Consider the following 25,429-nt stretch of genomic DNA (forward strand, 5'->3'; position numbering starts at 1 on the left):
TGCCTTCTGCAACAGTATCGACATCCATTTGTTCACGCTTGGCCCTGCGCGGTCCCTTTTTGCGCGCCGGCTGCGTTCCAATCACATGGTTCTTCATTCCGCGAGCGTTTCCCGCCCCATGCGTTCTTCCCGCGCCACCCTTCCGCTCGCCCTGCTCGGTGCCCTGCTGGGCCTGTCCGCCTGCACCACCGGCACCACCGCCGAACAGCGCCAGGCCGCCGCCAGCAAGCCGCCGCCCACCGACTGCATGGCCTGGGTCGGCGCCGACCGCAACGCGCGGGTGGGCGGCTACCTGCTGCCGCAGGCCGGCACCGCGGTGAACGCCGGCGGCCCGCGCGTGTGCGTGCCCGTGCTCATGAGCGCCTACCCCGTGCCCACCAATTACGCGGGCGGCGACTACCACGTCGGCGCGTTCACCGACGACCAGCTCAAGGCGCGCTGGCGCACCTGCAAGGCCGAACCGGTCTGCTTCGAGCGCGTGAACGCGCAGATGCAGCGCTGGCTGCCGCCCAACAAGGCGCGCGCCACGCGCGTGACGGGCGCGGTCGATCCGGCCGGGCGCATCGATGCCGACAGCCCGACGGTCGATCTGAAGCAGATCCGCCGCCCCGCCTTCTTCGCCAAGGCGCCCTACCGCGAAGGCATTGCCGAGGCCGACGCGCGCACCCACATCGTCGAGTTCACCGTGCCGCGCGACACCTTCGAGCGGCTCGACCTGAAGCTCGCCGACCCGATCAAGCTGCGCGGCTGGTACCTCGAAGGCGCGGGCGTGGACGACGGGCGTGGCCGCAAGGTGCGCGCCCTCGCCGTCATGGCGGCGGGCGGCGGCGGGCAGCTCACGGCCCTCCAGCACCCGGACGAGGTGGCCTACCGCATCGAGGGCGCCAGCGGCAAGGCCGTGCCGGTGTCTTTCCCCAACGGCACCACCGAGGCCATGGGCCAGCGTTGGTGGCGCGAGAACCTGCACGCGCTGAACCAGGCCGGCTTCGACGTGCTGGCCTACGACCGGCGCGGCGAAGGCCTGTCGGGCGGCGTGAGCGACACCAACACGCTGGAGCAAGGCGAGGACGTGTTCCGCGTGCTCGCGCAGCTCGAGCACGGCCAGGGCCTGCGGGTGCTCACGCCGGCGGGCCAATTGCTCGAAGGCAACGCCGCGCGCGGCCGGCTGCTGGCCGGCCAGAAGGCCAGCGAGATTCCGCTGGTGCTGGGCGGCTACTCGCGCGGCTCGATGTCGACCGCCTGGGCCATGACGCGCAACTACGTGGCCGCCTGCAGCTTCGACATGCCCGTGCCCAACTGCACGCCGGCGCGCGGCTGGCGCAACATCCGCGGGGCGATCCTGCTGTCGTCGTTCGCCAGCGGCGCGGGCTACCTGCCCGACGCGCCCGACCTGGCCGACCGCAACCTGTTTCTGGGCGGCATGGCGGCGGACCACCACATCCTTTTCTATCCGAACTCCGCCACGCTCGCGGGCATGGACCGCTGGCCCGCCGCCTTCTTCGGCAAGGGCCTGTGGGACCGCGCCGAATCGCTCGAAGGCACCGTGGCCGCCTACAACCGCATCCGCGGCGTGAAGGAGATCGTGCTGTCGCGCGGACCGCACGCCATCGAGACCTGGCCCGAGTCCGAGCGCCGCTACCTGCGCGAGCGCATGGTGGCCTACGCGAAGGTGGTGATCGTCGGCGGGCGCACGGTGCCGGGCGCGCGGCCTTGGAAAGACTTCAAGTCGCTGGTCGCCACCACGCCCGACGTGTGGGAGCCGTCGTCGCGCCCGGGCACCGGGCCCGGACGACAGCCCTGACATCAACGGTCGGCCGCCACAATGGCGGCCATGGACCTGCTCAAGACCCTCGGCCTCTTCATCGCGACCGCGCTCGCGGAAATCGTCGGCTGCTACCTGCCCTACCTGTGGCTCAAGCAGGGCCAGTCGGCCTGGCTGCTGCTGCCCGCCGCGCTGAGCCTGGCGCTTTTCGCGTGGCTGCTCTCGCTGCACCCGACGGCTGCCGGCCGCGTGTATGCGGCCTACGGCGGGGTCTACATCGGCGTGGCCATCCTGTGGCTCTGGGCCGTGGACAAGGTGACGCCGTCCACCAGCGACTGGGTCGGCGTGGCCGTGTGCTTCGTCGGCATGGGCATCATCATGTTCGGGCCGCGCAGCGCGGCTTGAGGCGAGTGACCGCGATGAACCTGCGCGACTGGGCGCGCCGCATCAAGCGCGACGCCGTCACCCTCTGGTTCGCCTGCCGCGACCCGGCCACGCCGTGGCTGCCGAAGGCGCTGTGCTGGTTCACCGTGGCCTATGCGCTCAGCCCCATCGACCTGATTCCCGACTTCATTCCCGTGCTCGGCTACCTCGACGACGTGCTGCTGCTGCCCGCCCTGATCTGGCTCGCGGTGCGCCTGCTGCCGCCCGAGGTCATCACGCGCAGCCGCGTGCGAGCCGAGGAATGGATGGCACGCACGGGCAGCAAGCCGACGAGCAAGGCCGGCATGGCCCTGGTCATCAGCATCTGGGTGCTGGCAGCCGCCGGGCTGGCCTGGTGGCTCTGGCCGCGCTGACGATTTCACGCCGGCAATTCCCCCGCTTCACAAGGAGCCGAAATGTTCTCTCATGTCTTCTTCAGCGTCTCCGATTTCGACCGCGCGCTGGCCTTCTACGACGCGGTGATGAACGGCCTCGGCCTGGAGCGCCGCTTCTGCGAGCCGGAGAAGCCCTGGGCGGGCTGGCACAGCGCGGGACGCGCACGGCCGTTCTTCGTGATCTGCCAGCCCCACGACGGCCGGCCGCACGATGCGGGCAACGGCCAGATGGCGGCGTTCACCGCCGGCACGCGGGCGATGGTCGATGCGGTGCACCGCATCGCGCTCGCGCACGGCGGCAGCTGCGAGGGCCCGCCAGGGCTGCGCACGCACTACCACCCCGACTACTACGGCGCGTACTTCCGCGACCCGGACGGCAACAAGCTGTGCGTCGTGTGCCACGACGCGGCGGGCTGAACCTCGTTCAGCCGGCGCGGCTGCGCGAACTCTTGCGCGGGCTCTCGGTGCGCGCCACGCGCGCGGCCTCGGCGGCGGCGTTCACCTGCTCGATCCACAGCAGCGCATCGACGTGCGCCATGAAGCGCTGCAGGTACTGCGGCGACAGGTCGCGCATCAGCGTGAGCGCGCGCTGCACCAGGTGGTGCGTGTTGAGCGGGCCGGCGTTCTTCGGCACCTTGGCGAGCGACTGCGTCACGCGCTGGTCGGCGGCGAGCCTGGACCAGGTGCCGCGGAAGTAGCTCAGCGTCTTGAGCTCGGGCGCCGTGGACAGGCTGGGCACGGTGTCACCGTCGGTCGCCTCCGCATCGGGCGGGGGTGGCAGCGGTGCGAGCTGGGCGATGTGGTTCATCAGCTCGGCGAGCGCGGTGTGCAACGGTGCCTCAGCCGACGCTTCGGCCTCGGGTTCGACCTTCTCCAGATCGGCGCGGTAGGTCGCCATGAGGCTGGCCAGCCGCGCATCGAGCAGGCGCCGTGCCTCGCCCTCGTGCGCCGCCGCGCGCTGCGCCATCGCCTCGATGAAGCGGAAGCGCACCGGGTCGAAGCGGTCGTCGCCGCGCGCGCGCCAGGCGTCGAGCGCCGCGACGGGGTCGACCTGATTGTCCGGTGCGGCGTCGTTACTCACGGGGCTTCGCAGCGTCGGGTGCGTTCTTGGGCCGGGGCGTCGGCGCCATCTCCACGCGCCGGTTCTTCGCGCGGCCTTCGGCGTCGCTGTTCGAGGCCACGGCCTGTTCGGCACCGAAAGCGGCAGCGAACACCGACGACGAGGGCACGCCCTCTTCGATCAGCGCGCGCGTCACGGTGAGCGCGCGCTGGGCCGACAGCTCCCAGTTGTCGGCGAACAGGCGCGCGCCGTCGCGCATCTGCCGGTCGTCGGTGAAGCCGCTCACCATCAGGATCTCGTCGCGCGCCTTCAGGTAGGCGCCCAGCGGGCCGGCCAGGCTCTTGAGCAGTTGGCGGCCACCGGGCTGCAGGTCGGCGGAGTTGAAGGCGAACAGCACGCTGCCGCTGATGCCGATGCGGCCGTTGTTGAGCGTCACGCGGCCCGCCGCAAGCGGACCGGCCAGCGCCTGTTCGAGCGCCTCGCGGCGCTGCGATTCGGCGCGGCGCTGCTGCACCTCGGTTTCAAGGCGGCTCGCCAGGTCCAGCTGCATGCCGAGCACGCACACCAGGATCAGCACGAACGCGCCCAGCATGCCCGCCATCAGGTCGCCGAACACCGCCCACACGGGGACGGTTGGCTCCAGGCCGGCGTCGAGGTCGATCTCGTCGCGCACCATTTCAGGCCTCGCTGCCTGCGGTCTGGCGGCTGGCGAACTGCTGCAGGTCTTCGACGATCTGCTTTTGCGACATGATGCTCAGGTCGATCACCTCGCGCGCCTGCGCCACGTAGTAGGCCAGCTGCTCGTCGCTGCGCGCCAGCGACTTGCCCAGCGCGCCTTCGATGCGCTGCAGGTGCGCCACCAGCTTGTCGTTCGATTCGCCGAAGCGTTGCACGGCGAAGCCGAAGGCCTCGCCCAGGCTCGCCACCTCGACCGCGCCGCCGGTGATCTGCGCGGCGATGCCGGCCATCTTCTCGGTCTCGCTCTCAACCTTCTCTGTGAAGCGGCTGCCCACGCGTTCCATCATGTCGGCCGAGGCCGTGACGAGCGCGTCGATGGCGCTGCGCTGCTCGGTGGAGGCATGGTTCACCGCGCCCAGCAAGGTCTCGAGCGTGCCGAGGATGCGGCTGCGCTCTTCGAGCATGTCGTTGTCGCGCGCCATGCCGTCGGACAGCTTCTGGCGCAGCTCGGCGATCACGTCGGCCGCGGCCTTCGGTGCTTCGGCCGCCACCTGCAGCAGCTGCGCGACTTCGGCGACGGTCTGCTTGGCGTTGGCCTCGGCCTGCGCCGACATGTCGCGCACGGTCTGCGCCAGCGTCTCGCTCATCTGCTGCTGCTGGCTCAGGCTGTGTGCGCCGGCCTGCTGCCATTCCTTCTGCAGCGACGCGGCCATGATCTCGAGCGAGCCGCTCCAGGCCGCAAGGCGCTGCGCATCGCGCGTGGCGAGCTCGGTCTGCAGGTTGGCATGCGCCTCGCGCACGGTGTCGAGCAGCGAGGCAGCGGCGCGGGGTGCGTCCGATGCGGCCTGCAGCAGCTGCGCGACTTCGGCGACGGTCTGCTTGGCATGCGCCTCGGCCTGCGCCGACACGTCGCGCGCGGCCTGCGCCAGCGTGTCGCTCAGTTGCTGTTGCTGGCTCAGCGTGTGCGCGCCGGCCTGCTGCCATTCCTTCTGCAGCGACGCAGCCATGGCTTCGAGCGACTGGCTCCAGACCGACAGGCGCTGCGCATCGCGAGCGGCGAGTTCGGTCTGCAGGCTGGTGTGTGCTTCGCCCACGGTGCGCAGCAGCGCGACCGAATGCTGTTCGAAAGTGGCGGCGGCGGCGGCGAGCGCCTGGTGCGAATCACCGGACAGTTTTTCGCTGACGCGCTGGTGCTGCGCGAGCGCGCTGCCCCAGGTGTCGGACACGCTGCCCACGGTGCTTTCGAGGCGGGCGGACACGCCGTCGACGAGCGCGGCCGAGCGCTGCTCGAAGGTTTCGGCAAAGCGTTCGAGCGTGCCGCGCAGGTCGCTCGACAGCGCCCCGCTCGCGCGCTCGTGTTCGGCCAGCGCGGCCTTCCAGGTGTCGGCCACGCCGGCGGTCGAAGCCTCGAAGCGGCCCGTGAGGCCTTCGAGCTGCCGTTCGACGGCCTGCGCCATGCCGCCCTGCAGCGACGCCGCTTCGCGCGCGATGCCGAGCATGGCCGCCTCGACCACGGGCTGGATCGTCGCGCCGGCGATGCGGGCAGTGTCGGTGAGGCTGTCCTTCAGCGAGCGATCGACCGAGGCGGCCAAGCCGCTGTAGGCGGCTTCGGCCTTCTGGTGGAAGCTGTCCTGGCTGGCGACGAGGCGCTCGTTCTGCGCCTGGCCCTGGCGTTCCAGCGCGGCCATCATGGTCTGCAGTTGGCCGACCAGCTCGGGCATGACCTTCGCCACGGGCTGGATGGTTTCACCGGCGATGCGGGCGCTGTCGGCCAGGCTGTCCTTGAGCGAGCGATCGACCGAGGCGGCCAGGCCGCTGTAGGCGGCTTCGGCCTTCTGGTGGAAGCTGTCCTGGCTGGCCACGAGGCGGTCGTTCTGCGTCTGGGTCTGGCGCTCCATCGCGGCCATCATGGTCTGCAGCTGGCCGACCAGTTCGGGCATCACCTTCGCCACGGGCTGGATGGTTTCGCCGGCGATGCGGGCGCTGTCGGCCAGGCTGTCCTTGAGCGAGCGGTCGACCGAGGCGGCGAGCCCCGTGTAGGCGGCTTCGGTCTTCTGGTGGAACTGGTCCTGGCTGGCGACGAGGCGTTCGTTGATCGACTGGCTCTGGCGGTCCATCGCGGCCACCATGGCCTGCAGCTGGTCGACCAGCGCGGGCATCGCGTGAGCCTGTTGCTGCATCAGCTTGAACGACTCTTCGCGGCGGTGCGCCAGCGAATGGCCGCGCAGCGACGTGGCGATGAGCGTGTCGAGCGACTGCCCGGCCAGCAGGCGTTCGCGCCGGCACAGCGCCGAGGCCAGGCCCAGCATGGCCGATGCGGCCACGCCCGCCACCGAGGTGCCGAAGGCCAGGCCCAGGCCGCGCACGGGTGCCGACAGCGAGTTGCGGATGGCCTGCACGTCGGTCGCGCTTTCGAGCGCCAGCCCCGTGCCGTTGAGCGTGACCACCATGCCCAGGAAGGTGCCCAACATGCCCAGCAGCACCAGCAGGCCCGCGAGGTACGGCGTGAGCGCCGGCCCCGGCAGGCCGACGCGCTCGCCTTCGATGCGCAGGCGCACCGCGTTGCGCAGCGAAGGATGCAGGCCGGCGAGCCAGTCGCCGAGGCTCGCCGGCGGCGCCGACAGGTCGTTCACCGCATGCGACAGCGTGCCGGTGGCCTGGTGGAAGCGGTGCAGCTCCAGCGCGCCCATCAGGTAGAACGCGCCGATCAGCGCCGTGATCACCAGGGCCAGCGGGTTGTGGCCGACATAGCTGGCACCGACCCAGCACACGACGGCCAGGCCCACGAGGAAGACGGCGTAATGGAAAAATCTGTTCATGGAAGCTTGTTGTCTCTTGTAGGGCGGCAGGCTAGCGATCGCGAAGGGCCTCGAGCAGGCCTTCGACCGGTTGCATGCGAATGTCCAGCTCGGCCCGCAGCACGCTTTGCATGTCGCGGCCGAACACGTCCAGCCAGCCGGCGGCGGCGGTCGCTGGCGGCTGGGGGTTGTCGGGGGTGGCGTCCTGCGCGGCCTGATGGGCCTCGCGCAGGCGCTTGAAGTGTTTCTCCAGCAGCGTGGGCACGCTCGCCAGCAGGCTGCGTTCTCGCGCGCCCACCACCTGCTCCAGGATGGCGTCCACCGCGGCCAGCCGGGCCAGCTCGGGCGAGCGGGTGGCGAGCCGGGCCCGCAGGCGCGCGCGCAGCGGTTCGATGGCTGTTTCCATGGCCTGCTGCCGCGCGAAGTAGCGGCGGCGGTACGGCGGGAAGTCGTCGTTCGCGCCGGGCAGCACCGAGGCCACACCGCCGTCTGCATTGCCCTTGGCCAGCGCGGCCTTCAGGCGCGCGCACTCCTGCGCCTCCTCGGCGCCCTCGGACGCCCGGACGCCGGACACGGCGACGCCCAGATCGGAATCCAAAGCTGCAGACAAGGAGATGGCGTCGGTCCAACTGAACCACTGACTCAAACGATCCGCGAGGGCTTGCCTGGATTCGGGAACGTCGATGTCGCTCAATTGAGCGAGCAAGCGAGTGAGCGCCGAGCCGGTGAAGCCTGTGCGCCGTGACACTTGCACCATACCGCGAGAGAGGGAGAAAACCGGGCAGTTTACACCGGTCAACTGGCGGCTTTCCCTCTGTGAACTGGTGCACAGGAAGCGCGGGAGAAGTGAAACGGGGTGTGACAGGAGCCGAGGAAATCCGGGCCTTCCCGCCACGTTCCTTCTGCCCTTTTTTGGGCGGTCTATGAGCGATTGGAGCTGGCCGCGGTCAGGCTCGACGGGGGCCTTGCGATCGAAGGTGATGTCGACCCATCCGCCGGATGACGCGAGGCATACCCCGTCATCTGCTCCAGTTGCTTTTGCCGCTCGGCAATCGCCAGTTCTCGCGCGCGAGGGCCATACCGTCCGACCGAAAAAGCCTTGCTGACCGATTTCTCCGGGCTGACTCTGGTCATCGCGATCCACATCGGATTCTTCCCGCCCGGCTCCTCCCGAAAATACACCCCCGCCACACCACTCTTGTTGTCGCGCCGCACGCGCTGGGCGATCTCGCGCTTCAGCACCGGCAAGTGTTCGCGCACGAATTGATCTCGATGCGCCTGGGCATGCGCCAAGGCACCCTCGCGACCGCCGTGGGTGTTGAAGTAGAACGCCTTGACCATGCGCACCTTGTTACGGCGAATATCGACGCTCCAATAGTCGTCGTAGCCGTAGATTCCGTACATGGGATTGGGATTGGGGGTGCCTCTTGGCATGGATGCTCCGAAAGATCGCGCCGCTTTGCGAACTCAATTGATCTGCGTGTTGCGCATCTCCAAGTGCTCGAAGTAGCTGCCAGTGAAGTCCACATGTTCCCCGCGCAGGCCATCGGCCTGAACCGTGGTGCCCGTGCATCCCAGCACCGCGACATCGGACCAGTGCCCCCCATCGAAATTCAAGCCGTTCCACTGGCAGTTGTTGAACTGACAGGCACTGAGCCGACTTTGCTGGAACTGTGACTGCGAGAAGGTGCAGTTGGAGAACGTGCACCCAGAGATGGAAATGCCCTCGAAGTCGCACGTGGTGAAGGTGCAGCCCGAGAACTGGCATCCGGTCCAGCCGGCCTGCTTGAACGTGCACGCAGCAAAGCTGGTGCCGGTGAAGACAGTGGTGGCGAACTGGGCGAGGTTCAGGTCCAGTCCGGCATAGGCATAGCTGTCGGCCATGCCGGCAAGACCTGCGGGGGCACCTCCGGCGCCTTTGCGCCAGAGGTTGTGGTTTTGGATGATCACTTGGGAGGGCATGGTCTTGGGCTCATTGATGGCAACACATCAAGACATTTGGAATTTCAATAAAAATCAGAATTGGCAAACAAGATGTTATTTCCAGCAGGGTCTTTCAAATAAATCCACTCTCCGTATGGCTGAGAAACGTTTCTTATAACAAGATCACTGAAGCTCTTGAATATCAAGTCCTGCCAACCGAAAAACTCTTCATCCCAAGAAGAAATCAGACCGAATGCCACCACGGGAAGGTCCGCGTCATCGACCTCCTTGTAGGCGCGCAACAAAGAGTTGTTGTCACGAAAATTCAGGACCAGAGACGGTGCGGAGCTGTGAGTCATTCTTGCGATTCTGAGTCCAGATCCATCAACATCATCAGTCGCAAGGGAAAATCCGAAATTCCTATAGAACTCAATGCTGCCCGGAATGTCGCTTGCATGAAGATGGATCAACACTCTAGCCATTTAAATCTCTCAACACCCCTTCGACACAGGACGACGAAATTCCCATCAGCAACACAGCCCCAAGATTATTCACACCGAATGTCGCGCAAAATCGGAGGCCTTCCTAGCGATTGTTGAAAAATTCAAATCACAACTTCGCCAAGATTAGATTTGAAATTTCATCGATTTCCTTGCTAGAAAACGAATCAACCGGATCGATCTCCGCACCATATGCAAGATCAATCTTAATATTAATACGCCTCCCCAAAAATCGGCAACGCAGCACATCTGCCTCTGCAATAGAAACCATCTCCTCAAGAAGAAGGCCCTCGGCTTTTAATCGATCAATTGATCCTTCAACTTCCTCAATCGTAAGTGCATGGAATTCCTTCATCATAGGCGCCTTAGCTTGCAAGTTAATTCGCCATCAACGCGAAATTTCAGCCGACATCCTGATGGATGCTCCAACTCGAGATGTCGAAATTCAGATTATCCTCGAAGCTCTCCGAGATTATTTCTATTAAATTTCCAGAAGGATCCATGATTCTCGCAAAATAGAACCCAGGAGTGCATGCAAGCATGTCAAACTCAACCCCTTTTTCTTTCAAATTTCGGCAAAGACTGGGAAAACTCTTCTCGACGAAAAATTCATAGAGCGACTCTTTATTTCTTCCACCCCCTCCTTTGGCAAAATTTGAATACTTAAAGCAAATTGCCAAATTTGAATGATTCGGCACTCGCAGGATATTCAATTCCAAATCTCGTTCATAACCCAGAATACCTTCATAGAAATCATTCATCCTATCGAGCATTCCTTTTTCCCGGAGCATCGGAATATGAATAGTGAATGGTTTCGTCATCTTCCGTATCGTCCTTTTGCTTTGGGGCGAGAGCTTTCTTTCGAGCTATCTCTAGCAGCCACGGCCGCACACTGATTGTCTCTGCATGTCATGCCGCCGGCCCTACTCCGCACCTCTCCATCGAAGCGCCCAAAAGCTTGAGTCACGGAATTTCGATACTTCCTAACATCCTGAATTCGTTGCGCAAGAAATTGAGGCACATAGACGCAGCAGAGGCTTCCACCGCAGCTTGCATCCCCTCAGAACCACGTGTTCCCGCCCCTCGGATCGATAACAGATTCACCCCATTTAATTCAAACCAAGGAGGCCAATAGGGACGAAAAATCTTCCGTCAATTTTTCGACATTTCCATAAAATTCATTGCCTGCATTTTCCGCCTCGATTTCGTGTCTCCAAAGATATATTCCGGAGAACCCACCATGCCCTCCGACAAACATCAAAATCAAATCCCCGCCAACGGTTCCTCCAATAGGAATCGAATTTGACGGTATTCGATTTTCATACCCAACAAGCTTCGATCGAATGGTTTGAGAGATATTTTTCGGACCATCAACAGCAAAAAATTCGCTCAGTGAAATCTTTTTTCCATTCAAAACAAATCCATTTCTATCTGGCACCCCGCCGTTAACCGTAGACAAAAATTCTCGATAATCTTCTGGCAAACGGCCAAAATCGGCTTCAAGTTCATTTATTTCATCCTCGCTCGCCGGCCCTATTTTCGATGCGGCAAGAAGCTCTTTTTTAAGAGATTTTTTATACGGAATTCCAAGTTTTTCAAACTTTGAAAGTTCAGCCTCACTGAGGCCCAGCGATTTAAAATTGACCATGAATTATCTCCTGGTACCACAAACAGCGGCACCTCCGGTGTGCCGAACCGCGTCATGAATATCGGCGGGAATAAGCTGGAGGCGCCCATCATACTGCGTATGATGCCAGCGGTAGCCTGGCGGCGCTTTTGATCCAAATCCGTTATTTGCACCAAATGCTGCATCATTTGCAGCCCTGAAGTCTGCATCGTCGTTATTGAAACTTCCAACATTCACTTTTTTCACCGCATATCTGGAAAAATCGGGAAACCCCAACATATTAAACGGGACGCCATGCGGATACTTGCCACGAACACTGGCCGGCAGATCGGAGCCGGTCATGGTTTTGCCCGCGAAACAGTAATTAAGCGGCCTTCTGCCGTTCACTGGACGGACGTGTGCTCCTGCGTGTGTCGGTGCTCCTGTTTGCGGTCGGCGCGGCTTTAATCCAAGCGGGTCAAGCCATTCAACTGGGTTTTTCGTATATGCGTAAAAATTCGAATCCCCGAAAAATCCAATCGGATCACTCGATACAAACCTCCCACTGTGCGGATCGTAGTAGCGATACCGGTTGTAGTGCAGCTCCGTTTCCTCGTCGAAATACTGCCCTTGGAACCGAATCGGATTCGTGATCCCCGCGACCCCTGCCGCCTTGCTGATCGCCTGCTTCGCCTCGCCCCAGGCCTTGTAGTTCGCGCTCCAGCAGACCTGGCCTTCCGAGTCGGTCAATTCCTGTGGCGTGCCGAGGTGGTCGCACTGGTAGAAAGCGATTTCTTCGGGCCTGAACGGTTCGGCGCTGGCTTGCTGCAGTCCCTGCCCGTTCCATAGCGGGTCCTGCTCGATGTCGTAGGCCCCGCCGTTGGCCTGCATCAGCGCCTTCACGTCGGTGGTGGGGCTCAGATGAAGGGGCGCCTGTCTTCGCACCTGCGCCAGCGGCACGAAGCTGTCCTTCTCGTGGACGTAGTGCACGGTGTGCGCCTGCTCTCGGGCCCTGGGGTCCAGCGGCGTTGCGCTTTCGTAGGCGAGGTTGTCGCCGTCCCAACCGAAGAGGGTCTCTCTCGATCCGCTTGTCTTGGCAATGCGCCGGCCCATCGGGTCGTAGCGGAAGGTCGTGGTGCCCTCCTCGCTCTTTGCGCTGACCATGCGGTTGAAGCCGTCCCAGCTGAAGAGGGTCTTCTGCCCGTTCTTCGTCCGCTGGATGAGGTTGCCGTGCGCATCGTATTTGTAGCTCGTGCCTGCGTACTCTTTGAGCAGGTTGTCCAGCAACTTGCCGGGGGCCACGCCCTGTTCGCGCGCGAGTGCTGCCGTGCCGGGCTCCTTCAGTACCGGGTCGGCGATGTTGCCAGCAGGGTCGAAGGCGAACACTTCCTTGCCCAGTTGGCTCTGGGCCTCGAGCAATCTCCCGACCGGGTCGTAGCGGTAGTCCAGCCGCCCGCGCCGGCTGTCGCCGATGCCGGTGAGTTGACCGGCTTTGTCGTAGCGGTAGCTGCGGCGGATGCCGATGGCGGCGGCGCCTGTGGTGCCGGGAGCCGGTTTCGTGTGGGTGATCTGCTGCTCGAGCAACCGCCCGGCAGGGTCGTAGGTTTGCGTCTGGGCCAGGCCGTTGTGCTGCTGGCGGCCGACTTCACGGTGGAGGTCGTCACGTTCCAGGCTCAGGATGTCCTGGCCGTCGAGCAGCAGGCCGTGCACATGGCCGCTGCCGTAGGTGAGCCACTCCTGGGTGTGGCCGTCGGGGCGGGTGCTGCCGACTCTCTGGTTGAGTTCGTTGTAGCGGTGCTGCCAGATGGCGGTGTGCCCCCTGGCGAGATCGGCATGGTGCTCACGGGTGAGGTTGCCGGCGGGGTCGTAGAACCACTGGAGCTTGGCATCCTGGTTCCGGGCTTCGACGAGGCGGCCGTTGCCGTCGTAGGCGAAGGTTTCGGCTTGGGCTGCGGCCTCGCGTTCGACAAGTCGACCCAAGGGGTCGAAGGCGAGTCGGGTGACCAGCCCTGCTTCTGCCACTTCGGTGAGCACGCCGCTGGTTGCTTCGTAGCGGTACTGGGTCACCTTGCCGTCGAAGCCGGTTTCTTCGAGCAGGCGACCGACGGGGTCGTACTTGAAGCGGTAGTGGCTGCGGTTCTCGTTGTCGAGCTGGGTGAGGCGCCCCAGTTTGTCCCATTGGTAGCTCAGCGTGTGGCCTGCAGCATCAGTGCGCCCAGCGATGAGTCCCGCATCGGCGTAGCGGTAATGGGTGCTGCGCGCCAAGGCGTCGGTGTGCGTCAGCAGGCGGCCCTCGGCGTCGTGAGCCAGGCGCTCGCTGGTCTGATCGGGGTGGATCACTTCTTCGAGCTGGCCCGGGTGATTGGCACCCGCCTGGGCTGCCGTCAGCGCTTGCTCGTCGAGCGTGGTGTAGCGGTACCTGGTGACCTGGCCGGCGGCGTCGGTGCTTTGGGCAAGGCGGCCTTGAGGGTCGTAGGTCCAGGTGATCGTCTTGCCCGAGCAGTCGGTGTAGCTGGCGAGTTCGCCCGTCGGGGTGTAGGCGAGCTTCTTGACACCGCCCTTGGCGTCAGTGATCTGCACCGGCCGCCCGGCCTTGTCGTAGGCGTATTGGGTCTTGTGGCCGAGCGGGTCGGTTTCCTCGGTGAGGTGACCCTGCGGGTTGTAGTCGCGCCGCCAGGCGCCGCCTTCGGCATCGCGCACGCCGGTCAGGCGGCTCAGCTTGTCGTACTCGAAGTGGACCTGGCTGCCATCGGCCTGCGTGTGGGTTTGCAGGTTGCCAGCGTCGTCGTAGACATAGTCGTCGGTCGTGCCGTCGGCGTGCACATGGCGGGTGATGTTCTTGGCGTCGTCGCGGAAGAACCATTCCTCGTTTTCGTCCGGGTGGATGACGCGGTAGGTGTAGCCAAGGATGTCGTAGTAGATCCACGTTTCCTGGCCCAACGCATCGGTCACATAGGTCAGGCGGATGTTCTCATCCCACTCCAGGCGAGTGTCGAAGCTGCCGTCGTCCGCCCATTCGCGAATCGCCTTGGCCTGCGCCCCGGTGCCGTCGTAGGCCAGGTTCATGCCGCGGCCCGTGCGGTCGGTGTAGCGGGTGATGAGGTGGTGGCTGTACTGGTAGGCCCAGGCGGCGCCGTTCTCGTCCTGCGCCGCGACCAGGTCGCCCGCTCCGTCGTGCGTGTACGCGGCGAGTTGACGAACGACCTGCCCGTCTTTCAGCTCCCAGACGGATTCGATGCGCCCCGAGATCGCATGCGGCCGGATGCCGACGTGTGCAAGCGTGACATCACCCTGCTTGCTGACGACATCGCTCAGCACCTGCTCGCCGGAAGGCAATGCATGGTCGTAGCGCAGGCCGATCGCGGCGCCGTCCTTGGCATGTTGAGCCACCAGGCGGAAGTGCTGCTTTCCTTGGGTGGCGGCCTTGCTGCTGACCGTGTCGACGAGTTCGTAGCTCTCGCGCCAGTCGGCCAGCTCGCCGGCGGGCAGCGGTTTGCCGAAGTCGAGCACCAGCAGTGTGTCGCTCACACGCGTGGCACTGAATTCCTCGATGGCGTTGCGATGGCTTTGGCCCACGGGCAGCCAGGGGATGTCGTGGCTGCGACCGTCGGCGGCACGGTAGACCAGTGCGCGTCGGCCCTTGGATTCGACAACGTCGATGCGCGTCGTGTACGGGATCAGCCAGCGCGCGCCGAAGCTGCCCTGGTCAAAGGCCTCGAGGTCACTGCTGTAGGTGCGGTTCCATTCGATGGGCAGCGTGGCGGGCAGCACGAAATCCGTGTGGGTGAAGCTCTCGCTTCCTGTGGCGAAGCTGATGGAATTGCGGGTCTTGGCCTTGGCTGCCCCCTGCTTGCAGCAGTTACCGCTGCCGGTGGCGCCAGCCTGGGTGTTCACGGCGCCGAGTTCGTGACCCGGCCTGGCGGCCTGCGCCTGGGTACCCCTGGTAGGCGGCACCACAGCGGCACGCTTGGCCTTGAATTTCTTCACAGCGGCAAACAGGCGCTTGAGCAGCCACATGATCGAGCGCTCGGTCTCGGCACTGGCCAGCGCTGTCAACTTGGCTCGCAGCGCCCCCTTGAAGTCGGTCAGGCTGCTGATGACGATGTTGACCACCGCCTTGGCCTTGTCCGGCAGGCGTGCGGCCGCCACCTTGACGGCGTAGTTGGCCGCCTGTTTGGCATAGCGGTCCGCGGCGGCGAGCATGCGGTTCCACATGCTCTCCTTCTTCGGGTTGTAGGTGTTCCTCTCCGGCTTGGGGCCCGCGATCTTGAACAGGTCTTCGCCGCCGGTGCAGCGGCGCAACACGCTGATGAGGTCGTCGACGACGCCATCGGCCTTGTCCGCGCAATTGTTCAGGATGCCCGAGAGCTTGCTCATTGCACCGTCGACAAACTTCTCGATCTCGCCCGCGATCTTGTCGTTGAGGTGCATCACCAGCACGGAGATCAACGCATCGCCAATGTTCGAGGCGCTGTGCTTGAGCTGCTGTTTGACGAGATGCAGTGCCGGGCGCAGGCTCATGCGGGCAGCCGCCATGCTCGGCGGTGCGGGAATGACACCGATCAGGTTGATGCCCAGGTTGACCCACGCAAGAAAATCAACAGCCTCTTTCTTGATGAATCGTCCGCTGATCAGGACGATGTCCATGATCACGTCGATCAACGCCATGATGTTGCCGATGACAGGCAGGCTGCCCGCCACGGTGCTCAGGCGTTCCAGCGTGACGTAGTCGTTGCTGATGTCGCGCAACCACTTGTCGAAGCGCGCCGCGCCGGCACCGATGTCCTGCGGTGCGATGGCGTTGAGCGGCGCGACCGCGGTCTGCTTCTCGCGCGGCTTGGTTTCCTGCGGTCCCTGCGTTGCCATTTTTTGTGCTTCCTCGATCTGATTTGTTCTCTTCAGGCCCGCGCAACCGGCGGGCCTGTGTCGCCGTCAACCTGCGAAACCGGGCGTTCTGCCAGTCATGGCTGTCGCAGGGTTCGCGCCGCCCGCGGACGGCAGGCTGGGCAATGCGCCAGGCAGCTTGGGAACGAGCGACGCCGCCGCACCGCTCACGCTGCTCTGCGCCGCGGCAGCCGCGCCCGCCAGCCCGCCATTCATGCCACCGGCCACCACGCTGCCGGCCACGCCTGCTGCAGGCGCCCCCATCGGGCCGAGCGCACCGCCGACGGCCTTTCCAATGGCTTGGGTCGCTGCGCCAGAGGCCATCTGCCCCGCTTGCCCCAGCAACGCCTGCGCGCCGCCTTGCTGCACGGCCTGGACGGCCGCAACGGCTTGCTGCGCCGTTCCGGCCACCTGGCCGATCTGTCCCAACGCGCCCTTGGCTCCGCCCAGAACGCCCTTGGCCGACAACAGGTTCGCTGCAGGCAAGGCCCCTGCATCGCCTGCAGGGCTCGTCGTCGATTTCTCGTCCATCGGCTTGGGTGGCCATTCGTGCGGTGGCCCGAAGTAACTGCCCTCGTCCCAGGGATCGCGCGGATCCGGACCGAAAGTGATCTTGGCGCCGCCGATCGGCAAGCCCGACACCGTCGCGAAACCTTTGGCATCGAGGTTGCCGCTGTGGGTGCCGCCTTCCGAATCCACCACGGTGTACTCGCCCTGCTTCACGGCCTGTCGCGGCGTGCCATCGCTCTTGATATAGTGGTTGTGCAGATCCAGTTGCCCTTTCGGCAGCTGGGTCGGCTCCGGCAGTTTGGGCGACCCTTTGCTGTTCGGTCCGACCAGGCTGTGCACGGCTGCATGCTCGCGCCAGATGCCATTGGTGCCGCTCTCGATACCGCTCGCGTTCCAGCGCGTGTAGCTGGTGCCGCCATTGACCAGGACCTCTTCCTTGGCAGTGATGGTGATGCGATTGGCCTCCATCTTGATGTCGAGCTTGGCGATGACATTGATGCAACTCTTGAGTGCCGTGATGTCGATGTCCGCCGCTGCCGCCACCAGGCGAATGCCTTTCTCGAAGGCTGCGATGCGCACCGCGTCCTTGGCACTGACCAGCAAGCTCTTGCCCGCTGCAATGCTGGTGTGCGCCCCGCTGGTGATCGCATGGTGCTCGGTGCTCACCAGATGAATCGAACCACCCGTGGTGGCCTCGATCCCCGAAGGGCTGGCCAGCACCACATGCGGCTCGTTGAGTTCGGGGAACTCGCCCTCGGCCTTGTTGCCGCCGCCCGAACCCTTGATCGCATCGTTCTGCGCCTTCAGGCTTTGGGTCACTTCGTCCTGGTCGCCGGCCTCGTGCGCCTTGGCCTGCTGCGCCGCTTCGCTCAAGCCCTCGTGCAGCTCCCGTCCCTGGGTCAGGCGCTGCACCGTCTCGCCCATGTCGGTGATGTGGGCCTGGGCGTTGGCGCGCGCCTCGGTGCTGATCAGGAGTCCGTCCTGGGCCCGGATCGCACCGTGACCGTCCGTGCGCAGCTCGAAGCCCTGGCCCCGGGCATCCTTGCGTCCGGCGTTGTCTTCGATGCGCGTGATGTGCCCCAGGCTCAGGGAGCTGCTGTCGTGGTCGCTCTTGAGCTGCGCCTGGATCTTGCCTTCGGTGTCGTCCAGCAGCAGGTGGTTGCTCTTGCCGCCGGCCTCGTTGCCGCTGGCGCCTGCGAGTTCACGGCTTCTGAGTCCGGTCAGGGCCTTTTGCTCGGGCAGCTTCCACGGCGGCATGCGCTGCGCGTTGTAGACCACCCCCATGACGATCGGGTGGTCGGGGTTGCCGTCCAGGCATTGCACGATGACTTCCGAGCCGACGCGGGGCGTGGAGACGGCACCGGTCTCGCCACCCGCCCAGGGGCTCATCACACGCACCCACGCGGAGCTGCGCTCGTCGCTCTGGCCTTCGCGGTCCCAGTGAAATTGCACCCGGATACGGCCGTACTCGTCGGTGTGGATGCTGCCCTCGGCAGACGGCCCCACCACGGTCGCCGTCTGTGGCGCCATGACGCTCTGCTCCACGCTGTGGAAGCCTCGACCGGGGCGCCAGGGAACGAAGCGGCGGCTGCAGGTGAAGCGGTTGCTGTATTGGGCGAGCTCGCCTGCTCCTTGCAGGTAGTTGTTGCTCGCGCTGTGCTCGATCTCCAGGATCAGGAATTCGCTCTCGGGGCCTGTGCCCTGGGTGCGCCCGAAGTGATCGGTGAGGCGAAAGTAGCGCCCGGGCAGTACTTGCCGGTTGTTGCCGCGCGCATCGAAGTGCTTCGCAACTGCTTCGATCTCTTCGACGCGCCGCTTGGCAAGCGCATCGCCTTCGCGGCTGGTCTTGAAGTGCCGGTGGCCGCCGTATTCGTGCACTTCCAGCTGAGGGACGTCGCCTTGCTGGTTGCCGCTGGGGGTATCGGCGTGCTGGGCTCGCGGGTTCTTGAAGTCGAAGGCGCTGACGGCCGTGTGCCCGGACACGAGGGTGCGTGCAGCACTCCACTGGTGGATGGCATCTTCTTCCTGTGCGCCACCTTCGCGCTGGAAGCGGATGTCGGGCGTCGGCCCGTCCACGGCTTCGGCCAGTGTGGTGTCGTCGGCGAGAACGAGGGTGTGGCCTTGGGCCGTATGTTCGTACCAATAGCTGTAGCCGGCGGCTTCCCAGCGCCGGTGCAGGTAGTTGTGGTCGCTCTCGCCTTGGGCACCTCCGCCTTGGGCGGCCATGGTGATGGGGAGGTCTTCGCTGCGGACTTGCCACTTCCATTGCGGCAGGGTGTCGTAGTCGTTGAAGATGGCCTGGGTCTGCTCTTGCAGGTTCTGGCGGTGGAACAAGCGGTTGTTCGAGCGCAGGCGCAGGTATCTCAACCACGGGCCAAGCCGGGCTTCGTAGAAGGCAAGGTTGCCGTCGGTCTTGACGAGACGGAAGGCGAAGACGATGCCGGTGAAGTGACGCAGGCTGCCATCCGCACGCACGAGATCGATGCACAGCATCTTTCCTTGCAGGTCCTTGAGCGCCAGGTCGGCATTGCTGGAGAGCAGCTCGGCCGTGTATTCGAAGTCGCGCGACACGCCTTCGCTGGCCTCCAACCGGTTGACGACCAGCCGCGCACCCGCAGGTTCGCCGCCCTGGGGAAACGACAGGCGCAGCAGCCGGTCGTGCTGGCGGTCGAGAAATGCCCCTCCGCTCTGGATACCTTCGGCCATGTGGCTCTACTCCCTGAAGATGCAACCATCGTCGCGATGGTCAGCTGAAAATTGATCGGACATCCGCAGCCCTCTCACACCTCAACGTGGCAGCTTGATGTTGGAGCCTTCCAGCTTCAAGCCGCGACCTAGCCTCTTGAGGTCGGTGGTCCCGCTTTGCTTTAACTCTTTGATCTGCGCCCCGCTCATGTTCACGGACTTTGTGAAACTCACATCGTCCAGCTCCAACACCTCCGCGCGAGTGTTGGTGAAATCAGCTTCCCCAATTTCCACCTTCCTGAGTACAAGATTTTTAGTATTGAGATGCTGAGATTGCAGTTGGGGAATCTTGCTATCGCGAATCAAAATAGATTGACTGACGTTCGAGGTGCGGGTCGGATCCTTAAGAGAAAATCCGCCTGCGATCGTGACCCCGTCGGTGCCGTTACCTCCTCGTATCGAGCCTACGCCGAAGATCGTTCCCTCAATCGCGATGGTCCTGATCCCACCTGCAAAGGCCTCGAACACATCCATACCGTTGCCTGTGATCTTGCTGTCTCGCACAGTAAGACTTTTGGCTTTCTTGACGTAGCCAAGGATCACGCCGGCAGTCACTCGCTCCATCAGGATGTCGCCGTTGACCGTCGCGCTTGTCATGTTGAAAGTGCCTTCGATGAGAGTGTCGCGGATGGTGAGGGATTGGAAGTCTGCGGGCACCATGCTGAAGTCGCCACGCAGCTTGCAGCCTTCGATCAACACGTCGGCGAAGACTCCGCCCGACTCCTTGCTTCGGGGGGTGCACTTCATATCTTCAAACTCGCATTGCCGAAGCGTGAGCTTTGCGTGTCCTTCAACGACAAAGTACTTTGCTGTGCAGCCAATGAATTCCGCTTCGCCATCGCTGCCGACGCCTCCCCAATGATTCCGATCGGGATTGGTGCCAACGAACCGACAAGACTCAAAAACAAGGGCCGTGCTTTTTTCGCCGGCATACCCTATGGAACCGTCCGTCCATGCGCATCGCAAGAAGTGAACGCGGTTGGTTTTGCCGTACCCAAAGATGCCAGAGAACCGACAGTCTTCATACCGCACGTCCGTGGAGTTTCCAATCTTGATCTGATACGCACCGACGAAGTCGCAGTTCTTGAACAGGATGTGATTCCAGTCAACGTACTGAAAACTCTCACCGCTGATCTCCGCGTCCTCAATGGTGAGTAAAGCGTCTCCGACTTCCTTTTTACGAAGCTCTGGGTCTTTGAGGTACTGAAAGATCTTTCCAAACTCGCGGATGTTCTTTTTGGACGTGGCCATGCTGCAAGCGGTCAAGAGTGGGGTCGAGGAAAGGAACAGCGCAGGAAGCGCAGTCAAAGCGGAGCGACGATTCATTGAGTGAGAGATCACTTGGGCCTGATTGCATCGAGCGGCGATGGATACCCCATGGCGGGGCAGTGCTCGGCCAGGAAATACCAATCCGGCACCTCCCCCCTCTCTCCGCCGACACGGCCGAGATCGGACATCGTTCTCCTTGCATTCGTTCTCACCACGCTGATCGGACATTCGCAGCCTTCCCTCTGCCTCAACGTGGAAGCTTGATGTTGGAACCCTCTTTGTTGAGGTTGCGACCAAGCTTGCCGATGTCGGTGCCGCCGACCTGCTTGAACTCCTTGATCTGGGTGTTGGACAGGTTCAGCGTTTTGGAGAAAACGACTGAGCTGAGCATCAAACTGTCGATGACGCTACTGCCAAGATTCAACGCCGAGGCAATCGACGTGTTGCTGATCTCAAGACTCCCTATGCGGCCATTGCGCATATCAACCTCCTGAAAATTGCCCCCTTCCACCAAGAGCCGCGCTGTGTTCAGGTAGGTCGCATCGATTCGACTGGCTTTCATATTCTTGAGCGTCACGCTTTGGCTGACTGGAGGACGGCTCTTGTATGCGGGCTCCTGCTCCGCTCCACCGACCCATGGCGCCTCAGAGTCCGGCGCGCTCGGCAGCACGCAATCGTTCAACAGCACGCTCGTCACGCGATTGGCGGCCAGGTAGAAGACCTTCTGACCACTGCCACTAATCTTCACGCCACTCAAGTTGATGGCTTTTCCCGACGCGACGGCGAGATTCATCTTCTCTGCGTTGACTCGCTCCATCAGGATTTCGCCCTTGAGCGTCGCTTTGCTCAGGTCCAAGGTGTCGAAGGTGCTATCACGGATCGTGAGGGATTGGAAGTCTGCGGGCACCATGCTGAAATCGCCACGCAGCTTGCAGTCTTCGATCAACACGTCGGCGAAGACTCCGCCCGACTCCTTGCTTCGGGGGGTGCACTTCATATCTTCAAACTCGCATTGCCGAAGCGTGAGCTTTGCGTGTCCTTCAACGACAAAGTACTTTGCTGTGCAGCCAATGAATTCCGCTTCGCCATCGCTGCCGACGCCTCCCCAATGATTCCGATCGGGATTGGTGCCAACGAACCGACAAGACTCAAAAACAAGGGCCGTGCTTTTTTCGCCGGCATACCCTATGGAACCGTCCGTCCATGCGCATCGCAAGAAGTGAACGCGGTTGGTTTTGCCGTACCCAAAGATGCCAGAGAACCGACAGTCTTCATACCGCACGTCCGTGGAGTTTCCAATCTTGATCTGATACGCACCGACGAAGTCGCAGTTCTTGAACAGGATGTGATTCCAGTCAACGTACTGAAAACTCTCACCGCTGATCTCCGCGCCCTCAATGGTGAGTAAAGCGTCTCCGATTTCCTTTTTTCGAAGCTCTGGATCTTTGAGGTACTGAAAGATCTTTCCAAACTCGCGGATGTTCTTTTTGGACGTTGCCATGCTGCAAGCGGTCAAGAGTGGGGTTGAGGAAAGGAACAGCGCAGGAAGCGCAGTCAGAACGGACCGACGATTCATTGAGTAGGAGATCACTTGGGTCTGATTGCATCGAGCGGCGGTGGATATCCCATGGCGGGAAAGTATTCGGCCAGGAAATACCAATCCGGCACCTCCCCCTTCTCTCCTGCAACACGGCCAAGACCGGCCATCGTTCTCCCTGCGTTCGTGCTCACCACACTGATCGGGAAAACCCACGGATCTGTGCATTGCATGTCCTTGACCCAGTCTTCGTCTTCCTTCATCGGTTCTGGCTTTCGCAGACCCATCTCGCAAAAAGTCGCCTGGATGCGCCGAAATGCAGAATCGGCCGGCTTGCCCACCACACCTGTTGCAAAGGCTCTTGAGAGTGCCGCCATCCCTTCGTTGCTGACTGTCGCGCTGCCGGGAGAGCCTGGTTTGTCCAGATTGGTGTCAACGCGGTGCCATTTCTTGAGGCCGCTTCTTTCGTCGCCCTCAAACACCCACAGCGTCAAGCTTGCAATGCAGTTGAGCTTTTTCATCTGTCGACTCAGTCGAAGCGGGATCTGCGTGTTGCCCATCGCGAACTGAGGAAGGTCGCCAAACTCGAGCGGCTTGTCGATGTTGCCCTTCGCCGGCAGGCCGCTCATCACGTGCAGGTAGTCCAGCGCCACGCACAGCCTTGGCTTCTCGTTGTACGCCTTGCCGTCTTCGATGCGGCAGCGGTAGGTGCTGACTTGGCTGATATTGCCCGTGGACGGATCCAGCAGGGTTCCCGCAGGTGGCCGCCCTGTCCATGCGCTCAATTCACCGTCCAGATTCTGGTAGCCGATGGGGCCACCGCAACTGCTGACGATCAGGGCCGTCTGCGTATCGGCGGGCACGGTCTGCACCTCGTGAATCCCCGGGTCCGTGGCCGATACGACCTGGACGTAGGGCTTGGTATCCGGCCCGTCGCTTTGCCACTCGACCTGATAGACGCCGCTGCGATGGCTATGGCCTGACAAATGCCAGTCGACCTGTGCACCGCCCTTGGGTCTGCGCCGGCCCGCGCGCACGTAGTGTTCAAAGTAGTGGGCAAGCCCTCGCTCGCAGGTCCCCACATTGACGTGGTTGAAACCCGCGGGCTCATCCGGCAGGCCGGTAGCGCTGTTGTGCGGCCACAAGCGCGCCTTGACCAACCTCTTCTTCACGTTGCTGTACGGCTGTGGCTCATCAAAGCTCACGATGGTGAAGTGGCTGGCTACCGTAAGGCTTGTTTTGCTACCGGCAGCCTTGTACTTTTGGGCCTGGGAGAGCAACTCGAATTGCGCTGCGCTCCACGACTCTGTGGCGCGCGGCAAGATGCCCGCGCCTTGCCTGTCGACACCACCGAAGTCTTCCATATGTGGCAATTTGGCGGGATCGACCAGTTCGCCCAGATTCTTGAAGTTTTCGTCGGTTCCCCAACCCATCGGCGCGATGACCTGGAGGGTTCCTGCGGCACTGTCATCGTCGCTCTGGGCGCCATAGGCGACCACCACATCGGCCAATGGCGTGAACAGCGCGTAGAACCAATCGAACTGGCCGCTGTGGAAATTGAATCCCGTCAGAGCCTGCCCGTAGGTTGGACCATATGCCAGGCAGGCTTCGTAGATGGTCATGTTGTGGTCACGACTCATCCCTTCATTGGCTTTGCCGCGGGTCCAGTCACTGGCCGCTTCGATCTGCTTGCGGTGCTCTGCAAGTTCGCTGCCGTCCAGGGTGCCGCGTGCCGTCTTGAGCGCCTTCGAGAGACCTTCGTTGAGGCCACCCAGCCTGTCCTCGGCAGCCCGGGCGACCTGCTCGACACCTTCTACACCCCGACCTGCCGCCTCGCTTGGAGAAACACCGGTGGCTGATTTGAACCAGCCGGATACCTTGTCGACGACGGTCCCCGCTCGACCGCGCAAGGCACCGCCACTGCCAGTGACCGCAGCCCTGGCAATCTCGCTGCGTTTCGCGGGGTCGGCCGCGGTTTCCAGCACGCCGAGCTTGAATGCCCAGTTGGCCATGTCTCCGGCCTCCACCCGCGCACTGATGCCGTAGGGCACCTGGTACGCCTCATGGTTGCCGCTGGTCATGAAGATGGGCAGGCTGTGCTTGCGGTACATCTCACGGACCAGGCTGAACACGAGCATGTCGTCCAGCCCGCGCGGGTACAGCCTCTTGCCGTTGGCCGGGTCATCGATGTTCGCCAGCAGGTTGAAGCTCTTCCATTGCTCGCCGATGGCCTTGTTGCCCGTCGCTTTTCCTGCAGCGACCTGCGCCGGATTGAGGTTGCGGTTGAAATCGATCAGATCGCCGGTGAGCAGCACCGCATCGGCCTTCTCGATCTTGTCACCACCCAAAGCCATCTTCTCGAACAACGCGCGCAGCGCATCGAAGCTGTTGCACACCTTGGTGCCGACTGGCGTGTTCCATTTCACATCGGCCACATCGCCTTCGAGCACCTGGGCCATGCTCTTGCCCATCGCGGTATGGCGAACATTCACGTGCACGTCGGAGAGGTGGCCCAGCTTCAGAGGGCGTGCAGGCATGTACTTCACGGGGTGCCAGCTCTGCAAGCGTTCGCCTGAGCCAGTTTTTTGCGGAGGCAACTGGTTGGCCGTGGTGCGGGCGCCTTTGGACAGGTCGAATTCGTGGAGGTTCGCGAAGTGGAAAGGGTCCTTGGTGGATTGCTCGCGCAGGAACTTGGCAATCATCAAGTCCTGCGGCTCGGCGTGCGTGGCGTTGGGCAGGAGCTGCTTGCCGGCGTCGTTGAGTTTGACCATCCAGGCAAAGCTCATGAAGCCGCCCGAATTGATGCCCTGGAACGGCGCGGCCTTCAGATCGATCTCTATCTCGTAGACGTCGCCGCCTTGCAGGTCCTTGTAGACCTGGGCCGCCATCGGTGCGATGGTGGCAAAAGGCCGCCGATGGCGATCCTTGATGAGCACCCCCGCTCCGAAGAGGCCGACCCGCCAGGCCTTGATGTGCTGCGGAGCCGTTGCACAGGTATTGCCATCGCCAAACAGCGTGCCGGTGGTCGTGTCGGTCTGGGTGCCCTTCTCCTTGATGGAGTAAAGCCGCAAATGCCGGTCGACGAATACATGCAGGTTGGGTGCAGGCGCGGGGATGAGGCCGCCTGCACCCGAGGCCGCCTTCAAGCTCGACTCGCCGACGATGAAGATGCTGCACTTGGTCTGCCCTTCTTTGAGCAGCAACGGCGTGCCCAGGCTCGGATAAAGGATGAGCGCCGATTTGTCGACCGGGTCACTGCAATCACAAACGCCCGGGATGCGGCTCTTGGCGGATTGTGCGTTGGCAGCGCTGCTGCCGAGGTTGGGAACGGTGGCCATG

19 protein-coding genes are annotated in these 25,429 nt (G+C 63.1%); 4 read left to right on the forward strand and 15 right to left on the reverse strand.

All coding sequences use genetic code 11. The features are described from left to right. The first annotated feature begins 118 nt into the window (after positions 1-118). Genes ACAM42_RS20990 through ACAM42_RS21005 form a run of 4 tightly spaced genes read left to right on the forward strand, consistent with a single transcriptional unit; the run spans position 119 to position 2,997 of the window. Positions 119-1,801 carry an alpha/beta fold hydrolase gene (locus ACAM42_RS20990; protein ID WP_369629254.1) on the forward strand — a complete coding sequence of 561 codons (1,683 nt, stop codon included), beginning with the start codon at positions 119-121 and terminating at the stop codon, positions 1,799-1,801. A 30-nt stretch (positions 1,802-1,831) separates the two neighbouring features. Continuing rightward, positions 1,832-2,167 (forward strand): YnfA family protein, encoded by a 336-nt coding sequence (locus ACAM42_RS20995; protein WP_139706707.1) that lies wholly within the window; start codon positions 1,832-1,834, stop codon positions 2,165-2,167. 14 nt (positions 2,168-2,181) lie between these two features. Continuing rightward, the gene (locus ACAM42_RS21000; RefSeq protein ID WP_095745826.1) at positions 2,182-2,559 is read left to right on the forward strand and encodes a YkvA family protein; all 378 of its coding nucleotides are present in this window, start codon (positions 2,182-2,184) and stop codon (positions 2,557-2,559) included. A 42-nt stretch (positions 2,560-2,601) separates the two neighbouring features. Then, the gene (locus tag ACAM42_RS21005; protein ID WP_369629255.1) at positions 2,602-2,997 is read left to right on the forward strand and encodes a VOC family protein; all 396 of its coding nucleotides are present in this window, start codon (positions 2,602-2,604) and stop codon (positions 2,995-2,997) included. Between the two features lie 7 nt (positions 2,998-3,004). Here the strand turns inward: ACAM42_RS21005 and ACAM42_RS21010 are convergent, their stop codons facing one another. From ACAM42_RS21010 to ACAM42_RS21080, 15 genes are all read right to left on the reverse strand, one after another. Next, on the reverse strand, positions 3,005-3,661 hold the full coding sequence (locus ACAM42_RS21010; protein ID WP_369629256.1) for a DUF2894 domain-containing protein: 657 nt from the start codon (positions 3,659-3,661) through the stop codon (positions 3,005-3,007). Beyond that, a complete protein-coding gene (locus ACAM42_RS21015; RefSeq protein WP_095745829.1) occupies positions 3,654-4,316 on the reverse strand; it encodes an OmpA family protein in 663 nt (220 codons plus the stop codon). The genes ACAM42_RS21010 and ACAM42_RS21015 overlap by 8 nt, the downstream gene beginning before the upstream one ends. A gap of 1 nt (position 4,317) precedes the next feature. Further along, entirely contained in the window at positions 4,318-7,137 is a 2,820-nt protein-coding gene (locus ACAM42_RS21020) for a DUF802 domain-containing protein (RefSeq protein ID WP_369629257.1), read from the reverse strand. A gap of 31 nt (positions 7,138-7,168) precedes the next feature. After that, complete coding sequence (locus ACAM42_RS21025) at positions 7,169-7,873, reverse strand: DUF3348 domain-containing protein (RefSeq protein WP_369632792.1); 705 nt, start codon at positions 7,871-7,873, stop codon at positions 7,169-7,171. A 164-nt stretch (positions 7,874-8,037) separates the two neighbouring features. Beyond that, complete coding sequence (locus ACAM42_RS21030; RefSeq protein ID WP_095947080.1) at positions 8,038-8,520, reverse strand: hypothetical protein; 483 nt, start codon at positions 8,518-8,520, stop codon at positions 8,038-8,040. A gap of 63 nt (positions 8,521-8,583) precedes the next feature. Further along, positions 8,584-9,078 carry a pentapeptide repeat-containing protein gene (locus ACAM42_RS21035; protein ID WP_369629258.1) on the reverse strand — a complete coding sequence of 165 codons (495 nt, stop codon included), beginning with the start codon at positions 9,076-9,078 and terminating at the stop codon, positions 8,584-8,586. A 44-nt stretch (positions 9,079-9,122) separates the two neighbouring features. After that, complete coding sequence (locus ACAM42_RS21040; RefSeq protein ID WP_159276292.1) at positions 9,123-9,398, reverse strand: hypothetical protein; 276 nt, start codon at positions 9,396-9,398, stop codon at positions 9,123-9,125. Positions 9,399-9,648: 250 nt separating this feature from the next. Next, positions 9,649-9,894 (reverse strand): hypothetical protein, encoded by a 246-nt coding sequence (locus tag ACAM42_RS21045; RefSeq protein WP_369629259.1) that lies wholly within the window; start codon positions 9,892-9,894, stop codon positions 9,649-9,651. A 46-nt stretch (positions 9,895-9,940) separates the two neighbouring features. After that, a complete protein-coding gene (locus ACAM42_RS21050; protein WP_369629260.1) occupies positions 9,941-10,360 on the reverse strand; it encodes a VOC family protein in 420 nt (139 codons plus the stop codon). Positions 10,361-10,653: 293 nt separating this feature from the next. Next, positions 10,654-11,187, reverse strand: coding sequence for an SMI1/KNR4 family protein (locus tag ACAM42_RS21055; protein ID WP_369629261.1), 534 nt, complete (start codon positions 11,185-11,187; stop codon positions 10,654-10,656). Positions 11,188-11,190: 3 nt separating this feature from the next. Further along, positions 11,191-16,011 (reverse strand): RHS repeat-associated core domain-containing protein, encoded by a 4,821-nt coding sequence (locus tag ACAM42_RS21060; protein ID WP_369629262.1) that lies wholly within the window; start codon positions 16,009-16,011, stop codon positions 11,191-11,193. A 66-nt stretch (positions 16,012-16,077) separates the two neighbouring features. Further along, positions 16,078-19,245, reverse strand: coding sequence for a type VI secretion system Vgr family protein (locus ACAM42_RS21065; RefSeq protein ID WP_369629263.1), 3,168 nt, complete (start codon positions 19,243-19,245; stop codon positions 16,078-16,080). A gap of 81 nt (positions 19,246-19,326) precedes the next feature. Further along, the gene (locus ACAM42_RS21070) at positions 19,327-20,610 is read right to left on the reverse strand and encodes a hypothetical protein (protein WP_369629264.1); all 1,284 of its coding nucleotides are present in this window, start codon (positions 20,608-20,610) and stop codon (positions 19,327-19,329) included. 190 nt (positions 20,611-20,800) lie between these two features. Beyond that, positions 20,801-22,054, reverse strand: a complete 1,254-nt coding sequence (locus ACAM42_RS21075; RefSeq protein ID WP_369629265.1) for a hypothetical protein — start codon at positions 22,052-22,054, stop codon at positions 20,801-20,803. 86 nt (positions 22,055-22,140) lie between these two features. Beyond that, on the reverse strand, positions 22,141-25,428 hold the full coding sequence (locus ACAM42_RS21080; RefSeq protein ID WP_369629266.1) for a metallophosphoesterase: 3,288 nt from the start codon (positions 25,426-25,428) through the stop codon (positions 22,141-22,143). Position 25,429: the final 1 nt, after the last annotated feature.

Origin of the sequence: Variovorax sp. V35, from assembly GCF_041154465.1 — a bacterium.
GTDB classification, from domain to species: Bacteria; Pseudomonadota; Gammaproteobacteria; order Burkholderiales; family Burkholderiaceae_C; genus Variovorax; species Variovorax boronicumulans.